17 protein-coding genes are annotated in these 15,317 nt (G+C 47.1%); 10 read left to right on the top strand and 7 right to left on the bottom strand.

Annotated features, from left to right (window positions below; translation table 11 throughout):
• Positions 1-16: 16 nt before the first annotated feature.
• From ABD846_RS03795 to ABD846_RS03805, 3 genes are all read right to left on the bottom strand, one after another.
• Positions 17-487, bottom strand: coding sequence for a low molecular weight protein-tyrosine-phosphatase (locus tag ABD846_RS03795; RefSeq protein ID WP_344822820.1), 471 nt, complete (start codon positions 485-487; stop codon positions 17-19).
• Between the two features lie 76 nt (positions 488-563).
• The gene (locus ABD846_RS03800) at positions 564-1,184 is read right to left on the bottom strand and encodes a thioredoxin family protein (protein ID WP_344822823.1); all 621 of its coding nucleotides are present in this window, start codon (positions 1,182-1,184) and stop codon (positions 564-566) included.
• Positions 1,185-1,186: 2 nt separating this feature from the next.
• On the bottom strand, positions 1,187-1,663 hold the full coding sequence (locus ABD846_RS03805; protein ID WP_344822825.1) for a TlpA disulfide reductase family protein: 477 nt from the start codon (positions 1,661-1,663) through the stop codon (positions 1,187-1,189).
• A 53-nt stretch (positions 1,664-1,716) separates the two neighbouring features.
• Between ABD846_RS03805 and ABD846_RS03810 the strand changes: the two genes are divergently transcribed.
• Complete coding sequence (locus ABD846_RS03810; RefSeq protein ID WP_344822827.1) at positions 1,717-2,121, top strand: hypothetical protein; 405 nt, start codon at positions 1,717-1,719, stop codon at positions 2,119-2,121.
• Positions 2,122-2,124: 3 nt separating this feature from the next.
• The gene (locus tag ABD846_RS03815; RefSeq protein ID WP_344822829.1) at positions 2,125-3,618 is read left to right on the top strand and encodes a lipopolysaccharide biosynthesis protein; all 1,494 of its coding nucleotides are present in this window, start codon (positions 2,125-2,127) and stop codon (positions 3,616-3,618) included.
• A 39-nt stretch (positions 3,619-3,657) separates the two neighbouring features.
• Here ABD846_RS03815 and ABD846_RS03820 read toward each other — a convergent pair whose 3' ends face one another.
• Genes ABD846_RS03820 through ABD846_RS03830 form a run of 3 tightly spaced genes read right to left on the bottom strand, consistent with a single transcriptional unit; the run spans position 3,658 to position 6,009 of the window.
• Positions 3,658-4,086, bottom strand: coding sequence for a DUF4293 domain-containing protein (locus tag ABD846_RS03820; protein ID WP_344822831.1), 429 nt, complete (start codon positions 4,084-4,086; stop codon positions 3,658-3,660).
• Positions 4,087-4,098: 12 nt separating this feature from the next.
• Positions 4,099-5,370 carry a serine--tRNA ligase gene (serS, locus tag ABD846_RS03825; protein WP_344822833.1) on the bottom strand — a complete coding sequence of 424 codons (1,272 nt, stop codon included), beginning with the start codon at positions 5,368-5,370 and terminating at the stop codon, positions 4,099-4,101.
• A 39-nt stretch (positions 5,371-5,409) separates the two neighbouring features.
• Entirely contained in the window at positions 5,410-6,009 is a 600-nt protein-coding gene (locus tag ABD846_RS03830) for a DUF1684 domain-containing protein (protein WP_344822835.1), read from the bottom strand.
• Positions 6,010-6,123: 114 nt separating this feature from the next.
• Between ABD846_RS03830 and ABD846_RS03835 the strand changes: the two genes are divergently transcribed.
• The 6 genes from ABD846_RS03835 to odhB all read left to right on the top strand — a co-directional run bounded on the left by ABD846_RS03835 (position 6,124) and on the right by odhB (position 11,942).
• A complete protein-coding gene (locus ABD846_RS03835; RefSeq protein ID WP_344822837.1) occupies positions 6,124-6,606 on the top strand; it encodes a hypothetical protein in 483 nt (160 codons plus the stop codon).
• Positions 6,596-6,796, top strand: a complete 201-nt coding sequence (locus tag ABD846_RS03840; protein WP_344822839.1) for a helix-turn-helix transcriptional regulator — start codon at positions 6,596-6,598, stop codon at positions 6,794-6,796. Before ABD846_RS03835 ends, ABD846_RS03840 begins: the two co-directional genes overlap by 11 nt.
• An 81-nt stretch (positions 6,797-6,877) precedes the next feature.
• On the top strand, positions 6,878-7,972 hold the full coding sequence (mnmA, locus tag ABD846_RS03845) for a tRNA 2-thiouridine(34) synthase MnmA (RefSeq protein WP_344822841.1): 1,095 nt from the start codon (positions 6,878-6,880) through the stop codon (positions 7,970-7,972).
• 86 nt (positions 7,973-8,058) lie between these two features.
• Positions 8,059-8,808 carry a hypothetical protein gene (locus tag ABD846_RS03850; protein ID WP_344822843.1) on the top strand — a complete coding sequence of 250 codons (750 nt, stop codon included), beginning with the start codon at positions 8,059-8,061 and terminating at the stop codon, positions 8,806-8,808.
• Positions 8,809-8,896: 88 nt separating this feature from the next.
• The gene (locus ABD846_RS03855; protein WP_344822845.1) at positions 8,897-10,591 is read left to right on the top strand and encodes a S8 family peptidase; all 1,695 of its coding nucleotides are present in this window, start codon (positions 8,897-8,899) and stop codon (positions 10,589-10,591) included.
• 130 nt (positions 10,592-10,721) lie between these two features.
• On the top strand, positions 10,722-11,942 hold the full coding sequence (gene odhB, locus ABD846_RS03860; protein ID WP_344822847.1) for a 2-oxoglutarate dehydrogenase complex dihydrolipoyllysine-residue succinyltransferase: 1,221 nt from the start codon (positions 10,722-10,724) through the stop codon (positions 11,940-11,942).
• 53 nt (positions 11,943-11,995) lie between these two features.
• Here odhB and ABD846_RS03865 read toward each other — a convergent pair whose 3' ends face one another.
• Positions 11,996-12,481 (bottom strand): low affinity iron permease family protein, encoded by a 486-nt coding sequence (locus tag ABD846_RS03865; protein ID WP_344822849.1) that lies wholly within the window; start codon positions 12,479-12,481, stop codon positions 11,996-11,998.
• A 361-nt stretch (positions 12,482-12,842) separates the two neighbouring features.
• Between ABD846_RS03865 and ABD846_RS03870 the strand changes: the two genes are divergently transcribed.
• Together ABD846_RS03870 and ABD846_RS03875 are read left to right on the top strand one after the other, a co-directional pair.
• Complete coding sequence (locus ABD846_RS03870) at positions 12,843-14,531, top strand: tetratricopeptide repeat-containing sensor histidine kinase (protein WP_344822851.1); 1,689 nt, start codon at positions 12,843-12,845, stop codon at positions 14,529-14,531.
• Between the two features lie 61 nt (positions 14,532-14,592).
• Positions 14,593-15,237, top strand: coding sequence for a response regulator (locus tag ABD846_RS03875; RefSeq protein ID WP_344822853.1), 645 nt, complete (start codon positions 14,593-14,595; stop codon positions 15,235-15,237).
• Positions 15,238-15,317: the final 80 nt, after the last annotated feature.

Raw genomic sequence — 15,317 nt, forward strand, 5'->3', positions numbered from 1 at the left:
ATTAATGTAATAACGTTTAGTTGCGGGGAGCATTTCCGTATTTTCTGACAATCGCATCGCATGCTTCTTCTATCAGCTGGTAAACCGGCAGGTAACCGTCCTCATTCCCGTACCAGGGGTCCGGCACATCGCGCGAACCATCCTCGTGAAGTTCCTCCAGCAGGAAGCGTACTTTATCCATTGGCGCGTGTGTTCCTGCTATTGCGCAAATATCGTCATACACGTCCTGGGCCAGCGCATATATAATGTCGTATTGTTCCAGATCTGCAGCAGTGATGCGGCGGGCACGCTGCTGAGAAATGTCTATGCCATAGTTACGGCATACTTTCTGGGAAAAGCGGTGAGGTGCTTCGCCGATATGGTAACGATTGGTACCGGCAGAATCTATCTGCCAATCCAAACCGGCTGCTTTTGCTTTCGCCCTTAATACACCTTCTGCAATGGGAGAGCGGCAGATGTTACCCAGGCACACCATTAATATTTTCATAAGCGCAAAGTTGCGTCAATACGCACAAAAAAAGAGTGCCTGTAACAGGCACTCTGGGATCTTTTCGTAGTATTTTTTATTTTTTCCACTTGATAGTACAGCCGATCGCTTTGGTTTCTGCTGTAGCGGGTTTCAGGTTTTCGGATAAGTCGGTAAGTGCTTCTTCCACGTAATGCCTGTGCGCCTTTGCTGCATCTTCCCAATTGTTATCAATCGCCCCGGTATATACGAGTTCCAGCTTGCCTTGCTTGTTCCTGTTCAGTAAAAACACCTGTGGCGTCCTCACTGCACCGAATTTCTTTGCTATTGCCTGGCTTTCGTCGAACAAATACGGGAAGGTGTAGTTCTTTTCTTTCGCACGCTCGGCCATTTTCTCAAAAGAGTCTTCAGGAGCTTCTTTCGGATCATTTGAGTTGATCGCTACAACCGGGTAGCCACTCTGACGGAAATTTTTATCAAGATCCATGATCCTTTGCTCGTAAGCTTTTGCATAAGGGCAATGATTGCAGGTGAAGATGACAATATAACCTTTTTCCCTGCCCGCGTCTGTAACCAGTCCGCGCATTGTCCCGTCCACGTTCTTCAGTTTGAAGTCACTTACAATATCGCCTAACTTGTAAGTGGCTGTGGTTTTCTGGGCTGAAGATGAGCATACTGCTGCAACAACCAGCATCACTGCACCGATTATTTTTTTCATGTTTATTTATGGTTTTTAATAAATGTTTTCAGATCTTTTTCCGATTCGAAGGATCCTTCCTGAAAGCTCACCTTAGCGCCCTTATGATAAAGAAAGGTTGCAGGTATACTTCCCTGCCACGAGGGTTCCAATGCATTGATCCATACATTCGGATCAGCTTCCGTGAACAAATGTGTTTCAAGCCGGATCTTCTTCCTATTGAGGAATGCGGCCACCTTGTTTCCGTCGCCGGATGCATCCAGACTCATGAGGATAAATTTTACAGGCTGCTGCGCCATTTCAGACGATAAATTTATAAAATAGGGTAATTCCTTTACACAGGGGCTGCACCAGGTCGCCCAGAAATTTACCACATACAAAGTATCATTGTCCTGCAGCACGCGGTTTTGAAATTGCTGCAGTGTGTAATTGTCCAGTGTCTGTGCTTCCGCGCGAATGATACCGGACAAAACTAGAATGGAAAATATCAGATGGCGCATGAGGTACCTTGAGCATCAAATTTATAGCGCAAAAGACAGATAAGCGTCTTTTTTTGATTAATTTATCAAATTACGGGGCGGCGCATGGTTTAGCTGGTGTGAATTATAAAGTTACCTTTGTCGATATGCAGGATTTTGAACAACGCTGGATTCAGGTAGAATCTTTCCTGGTGGAACGTTTTGGTAAGAAACCCGATCTGGAAGGAACTTTGTACCTGATCGGGATTAATGAACTGGGAGCATTTCCTGAGACGAAAAATTTCACAAAAGAGCAAAAGCAGGACCTGATGCATATTGCCGTATGCAAGTTATTAAGTCAGGTTGGCATCTTCGTGCTGGACAAATATGATGAAGAGGGTTGGCCGCACTATATCCCGACGGGTATTGAAGCTCCGGAGGCGATGAAAGACCAGGAGCAATTATTGAAGGAGTGTATCATCCGGTACTTCGAACAATAGACTATGGGAGTCGTTTTCAGACAGTCGGTCAAAACATCCATTATCACTTTTACCGGAGCGCTGCTCGGAGGTATTGTAGCAATATACTCTTCCAACGTAATGCCGAAGCAGGAGCTCGGGTTCGTCCGGTTATTACCTATTCAGGCAGTAATTGCAAGTTTCTTCCTTATGGTAGGTATGAACAATTCATTGTTCTTTTACCTGCATCGTTTCGACGAGCATGCAGATGCTGAAAAGAAATCTGTATTGCTTACGGTCAGTTTTGGTGTTCCGCTGCTGGTGTACGTTTTGGGCGCTCTTGGGTATGTGCTCTTCCTCGATCACTGGCTGCAATTCAACCAGGAGCAGGATCGTCTGCTTATGAGCCGGTATGCATGGTGTCTTCCCTTATTTGCTCTGTTCAATCTGCTGATGATGCTTTTCGAAGCCTATCTTCATGCACATATCAAGGCTGCACAGGCGAGTTTTGTGCGGGAAGTGCTGATCAAAGGAGGCAATCTGCTTTTGTTTATCTTGTTTGGTTTACGGCTGATCCCTTTTCCTGTTTTCATTACTTTGTTTGTGGGAATCAATCTGCTGGCCGTTCTGGTATTATGGCGCATGGCATCGCGCCTTGCCGACTTCAGATTCTCTTTTCAATGGCAGCGGGTTTCCCGCACGGAATACCGCTCTATACTCGTATTCGCGCTGTTTCATGCGCTGATGGGTATTTCAGGTACGTTATTCGGATTCCTGGACTCGCAATTACTCACCACCCTCAGCAGGGACGGACTGGCATCTATCCCCGTCTACACAAATGCCACATTCATAGCCACACTGATTTCCATACCCTACCGCGCTTTATCTGTTCCGGCGAGCGGGGATATCAGTAAAGCATATGCGCAAAACAATCATGATAAAGTAGAGAATGCTTACCAGCGTGCGGGACTTAATATTTTCATTCCTTCCCTGTTCATGGTGATCCTCGTGATCGGCAATCTGCACAATGCCGTGGCGATATTGCGTGACGGATATGAAGCGGTATTCGGTATCACGCTGATACTCCTGATTGGCAGGCTGGGCGACAGTGCCACCGGCCTGAACGACATGGCGCTGAATATGTCGCCCTATTATCGCCTCAACTTTTATCTTTCAGCCAGTATTGTTGTGCTGATGATCGTGATGTTTCACCTGATGATACCCGCTTTCGGGGTGTATGGTGCCGCATGGGTTTCTTCAGGTGCACTCCTGTTGTTTAACCTGGCCAAAGCCTGGTTTGTATGGAGTAAAATGCGCCTGCATCCGTTTTCCGGCGGAACACTGAAAACAATCGGCATTGCTGCTGTGGTATGGTTGCTCACCTACTTTATTCCCCATTCTGAAAACCCTTACTTCGATGCAGTTTGGCGCAGCATATTAATTGCAGTCCTGTTTGCCGGTCTCGTAATATGGGTCAAGCCGAGTAAGGATATCTCCGATTTTCTGAAAGAGGTGCGTAAAAAGAAAAGGTTGTTTTAGCGTGCGCCAAAAACAACCTTGCTCCTGGTTTTGTTACCGTTATCGGAGTCGGTCTACCGACCTTAGTAATTCTTCATCTTTTTTGATGCCGCTCAGGGCCAGGAATAAAAATACGATGGTCAGGACCGGGATCACCGGACCGGGAAGCGCAAAGTTATCGTTGATCGCAGGCTGACCGGCATTTTTCAGGTTCTGAATTTTCATCAGCATTACGGCAATGAACGCCGCAGCGATGAGGATAGCTGTCCAGACCATTCCTTTCTGACGTTTCCTGTTGCGGAACTGAAAGATAGCCACCATCGGCAGCAATGTCATCAGTGTTGCAAGCACCAGCAGCAGGTATTCGCTGCGGGCTCCCATGAGTTGCTCCGTGCCTGCCTGTGTATAATGGTAAAGCGGGAAAATAAACAGTGCTGCACTGACAAATGCGGCAACAAAAAGCCATACGGATTGAATGCGTTGTATCATTTGTTCGATTGATTAGTTAATAACATTTTTACCGAAGTAAGGTACGAGCACTTCCGGTATGTTCACTCCATCGCTGGTCTGGAAGTTCTCCAGCAGACAGGCCATGATACGCGGTAAGGCCAGGGAACTGCCGTTCAGGCTATGAAGCAACTGCGTTTTTCCTTCAGCGTTTTTAAAGCGTGCTTTACAGCGATTGGTCTGGAAATTCTCAAAATTACTTACAGAACTTACTTCCAGCCAGCGCTCCTGCGCCGCACTGTACACTTCGAAATCATAAGTGAGTGCGGACGTGAAGCTCATATCGCCGCCGCACAGACGCAGAATACGGTATTCGAGTCCGAGGTTCTGCAGCAGTTTCTCCACGTGCAGCACCATTTCCTCCAGTGTCTCGTAGCTCTTATCGGGATGTGTGAACTGAACAATCTCCACTTTATCGAACTGATGCAATCTGTTCAGTCCGCGTACATCTTTACCATATGATCCTGCTTCACGGCGGAAACAGGGCGTATAAGCCGTCATTCTGATCGGTAATTCACTTTCCGGCGTAATCGTATCACGAAGGATATTGGTAACGGGTACTTCAGCTGTAGGAATGAGGTAAAAGTTGTCGGCAGTTACGTGGTACATCTGCCCCTCTTTGTCCGGCAACTGTCCCGTTCCGTAGGCACTTGCTTCATTCACCATAAAGGGAGGGTACACTTCGTGGTATCCTGCTGCCGTATTGTAGTCCAGGAAATAAGCGATAAGCGCACGCTGCAGGCGGGCACCCTGGCCTGTGTACACAGGAAATCCGCTACCCGTGATCTTATTACCTAATTCGAAATCAATGAGTTTGTATCCGGACGTAATATCCCAGTGAGCCAGTTTTTCACCGGGTAAAGCCGGGCGGGCTCCACCGGTACGAACCACTTCATTTTCTTCCGGGGTTTTTCCGGCAGGTACGGAGTGGTGCGGCAGGTTCGGAAGCCGGATCAGAAGATCGTTCTGCTCTTTCTCAAGCGCTGCAAGTGTTTCTGCAATTTTGCGTGCTTCTTCTTTCTTGCCTGCCACCTCAGCTTTTGCAGCCTCAGCTTCCTCTTTTTTACCCTGACCCATCAGTTGGCCGATAGCTTTGGATGCCGAATTGATGGATGCTGCGATATGGTCGTTTTCAACCTGGATTTTGCGGCGTTTTTCGTCGAGTTCGATGATCGCATCCACGATCTCCGTTTCCTTAAAGTTTTTCTTTTTGAGTCCGGCGAGAATTAGTTCTTTGTCCTGCCGGAACAGCTGTAATGATAACATATCGCAATTATTCTAAGTGCAACAAAGATAGGTATTACGCTATGGTTTTCCGTAGCTTTTTTCACCCGCTTCGACGCGGATTTTCAAACGGTTTTCTACCGGAGGTATCGGACAGGAGTATCCTTCACGAAAGGCGCAATACGGATTATACGCTTTATTGAAATCGATAGTCAGTATGCTGTTCTTTATATCAGCAATGCTCAGATCGAGATATCTTCCGCCGCCGTAGGTGGTTGCATAATTGGTCAGATCGTTGAACGGGAGAAACAGGTCGTTTTGTTTTCCCGGCATGGCTGCAATACGCACATTCTGATAGATGAAAAGTGTGCAGCTTTTTCCCTGCAGTGTAAATGTGGCTTTTGCATAATTGCGGTAACGCTGTTTTTTTCCGCTATGCGTTTCCATGTCAAATTCCGGAGCATCCGGAACAAGTTCAATGTGCGCGTTTACCCTGTAAATGAGATTCACCGGGAAAAAGCGGATAAACGCGGTATCGCTTCCTTTCAGCGGACTACGTTCTTCCGCAATGAACTCTTCTTTATAATGCCGGCGGTATTGCTCAATCTCCTTTTTATAACTGTCCTGCGCCATCCCCTGCAGCGGCAGCAATATCAGTACGCTATAGATCATCCGTTTCATGAGACGAAAATAGGAAGTTTCGCGGTGTGGGGCAATGTCTTAAAAACTTTACTTTTTGTAAAATAAACTTTACATTTTGAATATTTTTTCTACTTTTGTACCAAATAACATCCTATGAGATCGTACTATCTTTTACCACATCGATGCAAACTGCCGGCCATGCTGTTGTTCGCGTTTTTTTTCGTACTGGGATTGGTTCAGCTGTCCGGTCACGAATTTGATTATCCTTTTCTCTACCGGACGGTCATAAATATTGCGCCGTCCAACCTGTTTCAAAACGGGATAAAGCCTGATTTCCTACAGCGGGTGAATATCGCGAATACGGTTTTAGGCGTTGGCTTTATCTTATCTGCGCTGATGCTGGGGTTTTCTGCCGAAAAGCACGAAGATGAATATGTATCCGGGTTGCGTTTATCGGCGCTGAGCTGGGCGTTGATTGTAAATTACCTGCTGCTGGCGGTTGCGTTCCTTTTACTGTATGATTTATCGTTCCTGTCTGCAATGACTTATAACCTTTTTACCGTGCTGCTCTTGTTTCTCGCACGTTTTCAATATTTACTGTATAAATCCCGAAGCAATCTGCCGCATGAAGAATAGTATAAAAATTGAGCGGGCCATAGCGGGCATTACGCAGGAAGAGCTGGCAAAACGCATAGGTGTGAGCCGGCAGACGATTAATGCAATGGAATCCGGTAAATATATTCCTTCCACGGTGCTGGCTTTAAAGATAGCACAGGTGTTTTCTAAAAGTGTGGAATCGGTTTTTTCCCTGGAGGAGCGTGACTGATGCCGATACCGTCATTACTATTTAGTATACCCTTTACCGGGCGCCGTCCCTATCTTTGCATCTTTTATTAAAGTTCCACGCATGAGTAAAATGGGAAAAGTGCTGGTAGCAATGAGCGGCGGTATCGACAGTACGGTCACCGCGCTGATGCTGCACGAGCAGGGCTATGAAGTTGTAGGCATTACTATGAAGACATGGGATTATGCTGTTTCCGGCGGAAGTAAGAAAGAAACAGGATGCTGTAATCTGGATTCTTTTAATGACGCACGACAGGCTGCCGTAGACCATGGCTTCCCTCACTATGTATTTGATATCCGTGAAGAGTTCGGAACGGGGGTGATCAATAATTTTGTGGAAGAATATATGGCAGGGCGCACTCCCAACCCCTGCGTCATGTGCAATACCCATATCAAATGGTCGGCGCTGCTGAAGAAGGCAGATGCACTCGGATGCGATTTTATCGCCACCGGCCATTATGTGAAAGTACGGGAAGAGCAGGGGCGCCATGTACTGAGCAAAGCGCGCGATCTGAGCAAAGACCAGAGTTATGTGCTCTGGGGTCTGGGACAGGATTGCCTGAGTCGCAGTATTTATCCGCTCGGAGACCTGCTCAAAACAGAAGTGCGCCAGCTGGCAGCGGATATGGGTTACGTGGATTTATCCAAAAAGGCGGAGAGTTACGAAATCTGTTTTGTACCGGACAACGATTACCGCGGATTCCTGAAACGCCAGAATCCGGGTTTGGAAGCTGCTGTGGATGGCGGCGACTTCGTCCTGAGCGACGGAACGAAAGTAGGTAAACATCGCGGCTATCCTTTTTATACTATAGGTCAGCGAAAAGGGCTGGAAATTGCTTTGGGAAAACCAGTATTCGTGACCAGGATCATACCGGAGACCAACACCGTAGTGCTGGGTCCGGCGGAAGAATTAAAGCAGGCGAGTATGCTGGTGAGTGGATTAAACATGATCAAATATGCTGATATACAGGATGGTATGAAAGCAAATACGAAAATCCGCTATAAAGATCCCGGTACGGAAAGTACTCTGTACTGGGCCGGGGATAAACTGGCCGTTCATTTTGATCATCAGGTAAACAGTATCGCTCCCGGACAGAGCGCTGTGATCTACGAAGGGGATGATGTGGTGGCAGGAGGCATTATTTTCTCAGGAATATAATTTTTGCATTTTGTTATGTTTCTATAGAAAAAGAATTATTTTTAGCCTCATTTTAATCAGTGCTTATCTCTACATTTTCTTACAGTATGAAAAAGACCAGATTGCTCGCTCTATCGATGATTGTTGTATCAACTGCTGTATTAAACTCCTGTAAAAAGGATCAGGTGATTGTGAATACGAACGGGAGCGATATGTATCAGTCATTTGTGCCGCTCGAAATCGGTAAATATATCACGTACGATGTGGATTCTTCGATCTGGGATGATGTCAATTGCATACGCTATTCTCATAAATCGCAGCAGCAGTATTACGTAGCCGATACTTTCCGTGACGATCAGAACCGCTTGTCTTACGCAGTCAATATCTTCTCGCGTCTTACCTCTGCTGATAACTGGAAAGTGGACGATGTAATTTATTACACACCGGCAGCTGAGAAGATGGAAGTCGTACAGAAAAATGTACGTTTCATTAAAATGGTAAATCCTGTGAAAGACGGCCAGGTATGGCAGGGTAACAGTCTTTTGCCACAGGACGATCAGGATTTCAACTATCTGAAAGGATGGAAATATACCTACCAGAATGTGCTGCAGCCTTATGATAACGGTGCCAGGACTTTCGATCAGACTGTCACTGTTTCTGAAACAGACCAGGTGCTGAACAATCCTGAGACACAACCGGATGATTACGGATTTCTGCTGCAATCCAAAGCGGTATATGCTTTCCGTGTAGGTATGATCTACCGGGAGTACACGTATTGGGTTTATGATCCGGTTCCCGGCTCCACAAATTGCCGTAAAGGTAACGGTGTGATCATGCGCGCGATCGATTACAACTAATCAATATTTTACTTTCCATAAAGGCTTTCATGCTGAAGAAAGTCGTATCTAATTCTTTAACTTTGATACGAGCTCACTTTCTCTCACTATGAAAGCCTTTTTCTTTACACTCTTTTTACCACTCGCATTTTTATTGTGTCCTGCGGGAGTATTTTCCCAGGCACAGTATGCATTTCGTGTGAGTTTTACCGATAAACACGGAACAGCCGGGGATCTGAGCCGCCCGGAAGCATTTCTTTCGGCGCGCGCTTTAGCCAGAAGAACCAGGTTGGGCATTTTGATCGACAGTGCGGATTTGCCTGTGTCAGTCACTTATACAGATTCGGTATTGAAGTTCACATCCGGCGTTCTGCATACCACATCCCGCTGGCAAAACAATATGGTAGTGCTGCTTACAGATACAACGGTTGTCGCTCCACTGCGTACACGCTCTTTTGTAACCGGCGCTCAGCTGATTGCCCGCTTCGCATCTCCGCTGCATGCCATGCCGGTAAAAGATGGTAGCGGCAGAAAAGATCTGCCAACAGCAGAAAAGGCGGTATCGTTGATGAAAACAACCGGCGCGGCATATTATGGGGACGCATACGACCAGATACATCTTGCCAACGGAGAGGTGTTGCACAATAAGGGTCTCAGAGGAAAAGGAATGCTGATCGCCGTTCTGGATGCGGGATTTGCCGGACTCAACACACTCGGAGGATTCGACAGTCTGCGTAGCTCAGGCAGAATTATAGATACGTTCAATATTGATTACCGGGTACCCTATGTAGACGGCTACTCCATACACGGAACAGAGGTGTTGAGTACCATGGCGGGCATTATTCCCGACCTGTTTGTAGGTACCGCTCCGGATGCGGATTACGCTCTTTACGTAACCGAAGACAATAGTTCCGAACAGCCCTTCGAACTGGATAATCTTGTTGCCGGACTGGAACGCGCCGATAGCGTCGGGGCAGACGTGGCAACGATCTCGTTGGGTTACAACTTTATGAGTATCGGTACGAAAGATGCGAGTCTCAGTCTTGCCGATATAGATGGTAAAACAACCGTAGCTGCCAGGGCTGCAAATACAGCAACCGCTAAGGGCATGCTCGTGGTTGCTTCCGCCGGAAACGACGGAGGGGTATCTGATTGGGGCAAAGTGCTTACCCCCGGAGATGCCGACAGCGCACTTACCTGCGGCTCGGTTAACGGCTCCAAAGCAGTTTCCCCGACCAGCGGACGTGGCCCTAATGCAGCAGGTGTATTAAAGCCGGACGTATGTATGATGGGATGGCCCGGTATTGTGCTGAACAGCAGTGGTACCACCACTGCCGTAACGGGAACTTCTATCGCCACACCGGAACTTGCCGGGCTCGCTGCCTGTTTCTGGGCATCCAATCTGAAAGCCACACCTGCGCAGCTGCGGCGCGTGATCCGCGAAAGTGCCCATCTGGCCGAAACACCCGATAATACCGCTGGTTATGGCGTGCCGGACTTCGGTAAAGCGACTTTATCTTTCGATTCGATACCTGATCTTTCCCAATTCCGTGTAGGTCCTAATCCGTTTACGGGCTCGCTGAGTGTATGGACCGGTGCTCGTATTACGGATGATCTTGTGTGGCGGCTTACCGACCTTTCCGGAAGACAGCTTGGCGGCGGTACCCAGGGCAGCACGCAGGGAGGAATTGTATACATCATCCCCGTAGCTGCCGATGTGCCGGCCGGAACTTATATCCTGCAACTGTCCGGCGGAGGTTCACTGAAATCTGTTCTCGTTCAGAAAATGCTTGAAAATCACTAAGTATACCTTTTGAGCGGAAAATAACAGTATACATTTTTTTTAATTTTGCCTTTCCTGTTTGGTTTAGTAATTTCGTACCCTCAAAAAACAGGGGTTCCTCCCCTAATGATAACCGTTAAGATTTTTTCAGATGATTGAAATTAAAGTGCCTACGGTAGGCGAATCTATCAGCGAAGTGACACTGACCCAATGGCTCAAAGCAGATGGCGCCTGGGTGGAACGCGACGAACTTCTTTGCGAGATGGAATCTGAAAAGGCTACGTTCGAACTGAATGCGGAACAAGCCGGTATCCTGCACATTGTTGCCAAAGAAGGCGATACGATCAATATCGGAGATGTTGCGTGTACAATAGATGAGACGGCTACCCGTCCGGAAGGCGCTGCAGCTGCTCCCGCTCCCAAGGCAGAAGAAAAGCCGGCTGCAAAAGCAGAAGCCGCTGCACCCAAGGCCGAAGCACTCCCCAAAGATGTAAAAGCTACTCCGGTAGCACAGGCAATAATGGCCGATAAAAAGGTGAAACCAGCCGAAGTAAACGGATCGGGTGTAGCCGGTAAAATACTCAAACATGATGTGCTGGAAGCATTGAATAGTCCGGGCATTAAAGGTGGAGCTGCTCAGGTAACCCGTACAGATCGTCCGGAAAAAATGAGCAACCTGCGTAAGACGATCTCCCGTCGTCTGGTGGAGGCTAAAAATACCACCGCCATGCTCACCACTTTCAACGAGGTGGATATGACCCGCATCATGGAAGTACGCAAACTGTACAAGGACACTTTTAAAGAAGCACACGGTGTGAACCTGGGCTTTATGTCTTTCTTTACCAAAGCATGTTGTATTGCATTGCAGGAATACCAGGCAGTGAATGCTTACATTGACGGAGACAATATCATCTATCATGAATACTGCGATGTCTCTATTGCGGTATCTGCCCCTAAAGGTCTGGTAGTGCCCGTTATCCGCAATGCGGAAAGCAAAAGCATGGCAGAACTCGAAATGGCTGTGGTTGATCTGGCGAAGAAAGCCCGCGATAACAAATTAAGCATGGAAGAAATGACCGGCGGAACCTTCACTATCACCAATGGTGGTGTATTTGGCTCGCTGATGTCTACCCCTATTATCAATATTCCTCAGTCCGCTATCCTCGGTATGCATAAAATACAGGATCGTCCGATGGTGGTAAACGGAAAAATCGAGATCCGCCCTATGATGTACCTCGCGCTCAGCTACGATCACCGTATTATTGATGGCCGTGAATCAGTAGGCTTCCTCGTACGTGTGAAAGAGTTGCTCGAAAGCCCGGAACTCATGCTGATCGGTAAAGATCCTGTGAAAGGCTTACTCAATCTTTAATCAATAATTACCCTATAAAAAAGAGCGAAACCAATCCGGTTTCGCTCTTTTCATTAATCTTGTTTTTGTTTCTTTACCCCGTCGGATTTTTCCACCACTTTTTCGCAATGGTTGCGTTTTGCTTCGTCGATCGAGTGAGATGCAAAAGAGTCGTCTTCATTTTCGGCAAGCTCCGATAGCGTTATATAAAAGCGCTTCAGCTTATCCAGTTCTTCCTCGGTGAGATCCTCAATATCAACAAGACGGTTGCTCGCCTTTTCGCTGGATGCAATAAGCTCATTCAGCTTCAGGTGCAGGGCAACCGTATCCTTATTCTGGGACTGCTGAATCACGAACACCATCAGGAACGTGATGATTGTTGTGCCGGTATTGATAACAAGCTGCCAGGTGTCTGAAAAGCCAAATACCGGACCCAGTATTGCCCATACAACAACGATAAGCATCGCAGTAAAAAAGGCCCAGGGACTACCGGTGGCTTTCGTTACTTTTTTTGAGAATGAATCAAAAACAGAAAAAAAGGTTTTTTGGCTTTGTGGCATATATAAGTTTTTATGTGCTTAAAGGTACATGCAAAGTGTATAATGCTGTTACAGGATTTACGCTGGTATTTGCTGCATTATACACAAAAATGAAGCCGGACGACGGGATTGCAGCATCGTTCCGGCTCCGGGTTGTTTTGTTTTAAAAGGCAGAGCATCGCGGTCCCTGTGTTTACGCACTGTGCAATCCTCTCGTATAGGCTAAACCAAACAGCACAAATGTATTCCCGGCAGCTGAGCGGGTCAATACGATACTTTTCGTATTTACCGGAATTATTAAACTAAAGTTTAAGGTATTATCTTTAGCTCACTCCACCTGAATCAATAAACAGTGAACCGTATACTCCCTTTACTGTTATGTATGTCTGTACTCTTCATTGCCGCTCCGGTATATGCAGACATGGATACACTGCTCGATAAAGCACGCAAAGCATATGCGGGGCATAATGACTCTTTACTTACCATTATCGACGCAGCCGCGAAGAAGGCAATATCTGAAGGCGATTACCCTGCGCAGGTAGAACTGTTGCGTCTGAAAGGGATTTACTTTTTTCTCAGCGGCAATCATGCCAGAGGGCTTGATATATTACTCGGGGCGTCTCTGCTCGGAGAACAACATCAGGTAAGGAAGGAATTGGTCATTACTTATTATGAACTGGGTACGGTGTATTCCAAAAACAAGCAGGTATCGCTTGCACGGAAATACATCGACAAGGGGCTTATACTTGCGCGCCAGTATGGCGATACCGCAGCCATGGCCGATGGAAATAACAGGATCGGTATTTTGTATGAAAACAAAGGCGTTAAAGATTCCGCATTGCTGTATTACCGTATCGGTTATGAACTGAATCTGCGCGCTAAAGACAGCCTCGGCTTGTCGTACAGCCTCGAAAATATGGCCACGGTGTATGCATCGCTGCACGAATTCAGGAAGTCAATAGCTTACCTGAAGCAGGCGCTTGCTATACGCAAAGCAAAAGGCGATGGTTACGGTATTGCCATTGCAACCATCAACATTAGTGAAAGTTACCGTGAAGCAGGCCAGACAGACAGTGCAATACATTATGGACACCTGGCAGTGCTCAGGGGAAAGCAGGTCAATTTCCCGGACTTGTTGCAGCACACCTATTTTCACCTCAGTGGATTATATAAAATGCGTGGCCAATATGATTCGGCGCTCTATTACCATGAACAATATGCAGAGCTCAAAGACAGTGTGTTCAACTCTGAAAAGTCGCGGCAGATAGCCGAAATGTCTGCCCGGTATGAAACAGTTAAGAAAGAGCAACAGATCAAAGTACTGAATAAGCAAAAGACCATACAGCGCCTCGGGCTCACAGCATCCGTTTTACTGTTGGTGATTCTCGGTATTATAGTGTATGTATTATTCCGGAACCGGCGGATGAAGGAGCTGCAACTGAAGCAGGAAGCGGCCTTCCAGCTGCAGCTTCAGGAAGCGGAGGCGCGCAATGCGATGCAGCAGGAACGCCTGCGTATCTCCCGCGAACTGCACGATAACATCGGAGCGCATCTCACTTTCATCAATGCTACTGTGGATGAAATGGCGGGCGACCAGTCGAAAGTAAAGCAGGTAAAAGAGCTGACGAATGAAACGATACGGGAATTGCGCAAAACGGTATGGCTGATTAACCGCTCCTCCATTACACTGGATGAATTTGTACTGAAGCTGCGCGACTTTCTCAGGAATATTCCTCATCTGCAACTGAGCGCAAACGTTCCGGATGCCGGGATCAGCCTTAGCCCGGAAGTGGTTACGGAATTATTCCGCTGTGTGCAGGAAGCTGTTAACAATGCGCTCAAATATGCGCATGCTTCTGAGATAAACGTGAGCATTATCCTGCAAGGACAGAAAGAGTTGTATGTAGAGATAGCGGATGATGGTGTGGGTTTCGATCCCGGACCTGCAACGGATACAGGATTCGGCCTGCAGCATATGCAGCAACGCATGCAGCTGGTAAACGGCTCCTGTACATTGAAGACATATCCCGGCGCGGGAACCAGGATAATACTGTTTACACCGCTCTCATAATACGACAATCATCGTATGAACCTGTATATGGATCATTGCTAACTTTGAAAAAACCGCAGCCATGAACCAGATCCATATTGCAATAGCCGAAGACAATGCCATGGCGCTTAAAGCCATAGAAGGCAAGCTCGCGCATTATCCGGATATAGCGGTCCGGCTCAAAACGATGAATGGCCGTCTACTCATTGATCAATTGCCCAGACACCAGATCGATCTGGTACTCATGGATATCGATATGCCGGTGATGAACGGCATTGAAGCTACAATTGAAATCAAAAAGCGCTATCCCCAGATAAAGGTGCTAGTATTGACAACCTTTGACGACGACGAAAAGATTTTTGACAGCATCATGGCTGGCTCGAGCGGCTATTTATTAAAGGAAGAACCCAGGGAGCAAGTGTATAAAGCAATTTGTGAAACGATGTCGGGTGGTGCGGCGATGTCGCCGATCATAGCGATGAAGGCGCTCAACCTGATACGTAATCCGTTTAACGGTAGTACCAGCCGCCAGGATTTCGGATTAAGTCCGAGAGAGATTGAATTGCTGGAACAGCTAAAAAACGGACTGACCTATGAGCAGCTGGCAGCAAATCTTTATATCAGCGTAGGAACTGTTCGCAAGCATATCGAAAATATTTACCGGAAACTGCAGGTAAACAATAAGGTGAACGCGGTAAAAGTTGCCATAGATAACCGCATTATCTGAAAGCGCGCCTGTATCAATAATCCTGATAAGGTGAGTGGCCTTTTTACCTTTACTTTGCGGCCTAATTGAAACATATGGCT

The sequence above is a fragment of the Rurimicrobium arvi genome, assembly GCF_039540495.1.
Taxonomy (GTDB): domain Bacteria; phylum Bacteroidota; class Bacteroidia; order Chitinophagales; family Chitinophagaceae; genus Rurimicrobium; species Rurimicrobium arvi.

What these genes read in the sequence shown, in the direction of transcription:
- ABD846_RS03835 (WP_344822837.1), top strand. Translation starts at nt 6,124, where the DNA reads ATGAGATCGTACTATCTTTTACCACATCGATGCAAACTGCCGGCCATG.
- ABD846_RS03795 (WP_344822820.1), bottom strand. Translation starts at nt 487, where the DNA reads ATGAAAATATTAATGGTGTGCCTGGGTAACATCTGCCGCTCTCCCATT.
- ABD846_RS03875 (WP_344822853.1), top strand. Translation starts at nt 14,593, where the DNA reads ATGAACCAGATCCATATTGCAATAGCCGAAGACAATGCCATGGCGCTT.
- odhB (WP_344822847.1), top strand. Translation starts at nt 10,722, where the DNA reads ATGATTGAAATTAAAGTGCCTACGGTAGGCGAATCTATCAGCGAAGTG.
- ABD846_RS03840 (WP_344822839.1), top strand. Translation starts at nt 6,596, where the DNA reads ATGAAGAATAGTATAAAAATTGAGCGGGCCATAGCGGGCATTACGCAG.
- ABD846_RS03870 (WP_344822851.1), top strand. Translation starts at nt 12,843, where the DNA reads ATGTCTGTACTCTTCATTGCCGCTCCGGTATATGCAGACATGGATACA.
- ABD846_RS03855 (WP_344822845.1), top strand. Translation starts at nt 8,897, where the DNA reads ATGAAAGCCTTTTTCTTTACACTCTTTTTACCACTCGCATTTTTATTG.
- ABD846_RS03820 (WP_344822831.1), bottom strand. Translation starts at nt 4,086, where the DNA reads ATGATACAACGCATTCAATCCGTATGGCTTTTTGTTGCCGCATTTGTC.
- ABD846_RS03850 (WP_344822843.1), top strand. Translation starts at nt 8,059, where the DNA reads ATGAAAAAGACCAGATTGCTCGCTCTATCGATGATTGTTGTATCAACT.
- ABD846_RS03815 (WP_344822829.1), top strand. Translation starts at nt 2,125, where the DNA reads ATGGGAGTCGTTTTCAGACAGTCGGTCAAAACATCCATTATCACTTTT.
- ABD846_RS03830 (WP_344822835.1), bottom strand. Translation starts at nt 6,009, where the DNA reads ATGAAACGGATGATCTATAGCGTACTGATATTGCTGCCGCTGCAGGGG.
- ABD846_RS03800 (WP_344822823.1), bottom strand. Translation starts at nt 1,184, where the DNA reads ATGAAAAAAATAATCGGTGCAGTGATGCTGGTTGTTGCAGCAGTATGC.
- serS (WP_344822833.1), bottom strand. Translation starts at nt 5,370, where the DNA reads ATGTTATCATTACAGCTGTTCCGGCAGGACAAAGAACTAATTCTCGCC.
- mnmA (WP_344822841.1), top strand. Translation starts at nt 6,878, where the DNA reads ATGAGTAAAATGGGAAAAGTGCTGGTAGCAATGAGCGGCGGTATCGAC.
- ABD846_RS03865 (WP_344822849.1), bottom strand. Translation starts at nt 12,481, where the DNA reads ATGCCACAAAGCCAAAAAACCTTTTTTTCTGTTTTTGATTCATTCTCA.
- ABD846_RS03805 (WP_344822825.1), bottom strand. Translation starts at nt 1,663, where the DNA reads ATGCGCCATCTGATATTTTCCATTCTAGTTTTGTCCGGTATCATTCGC.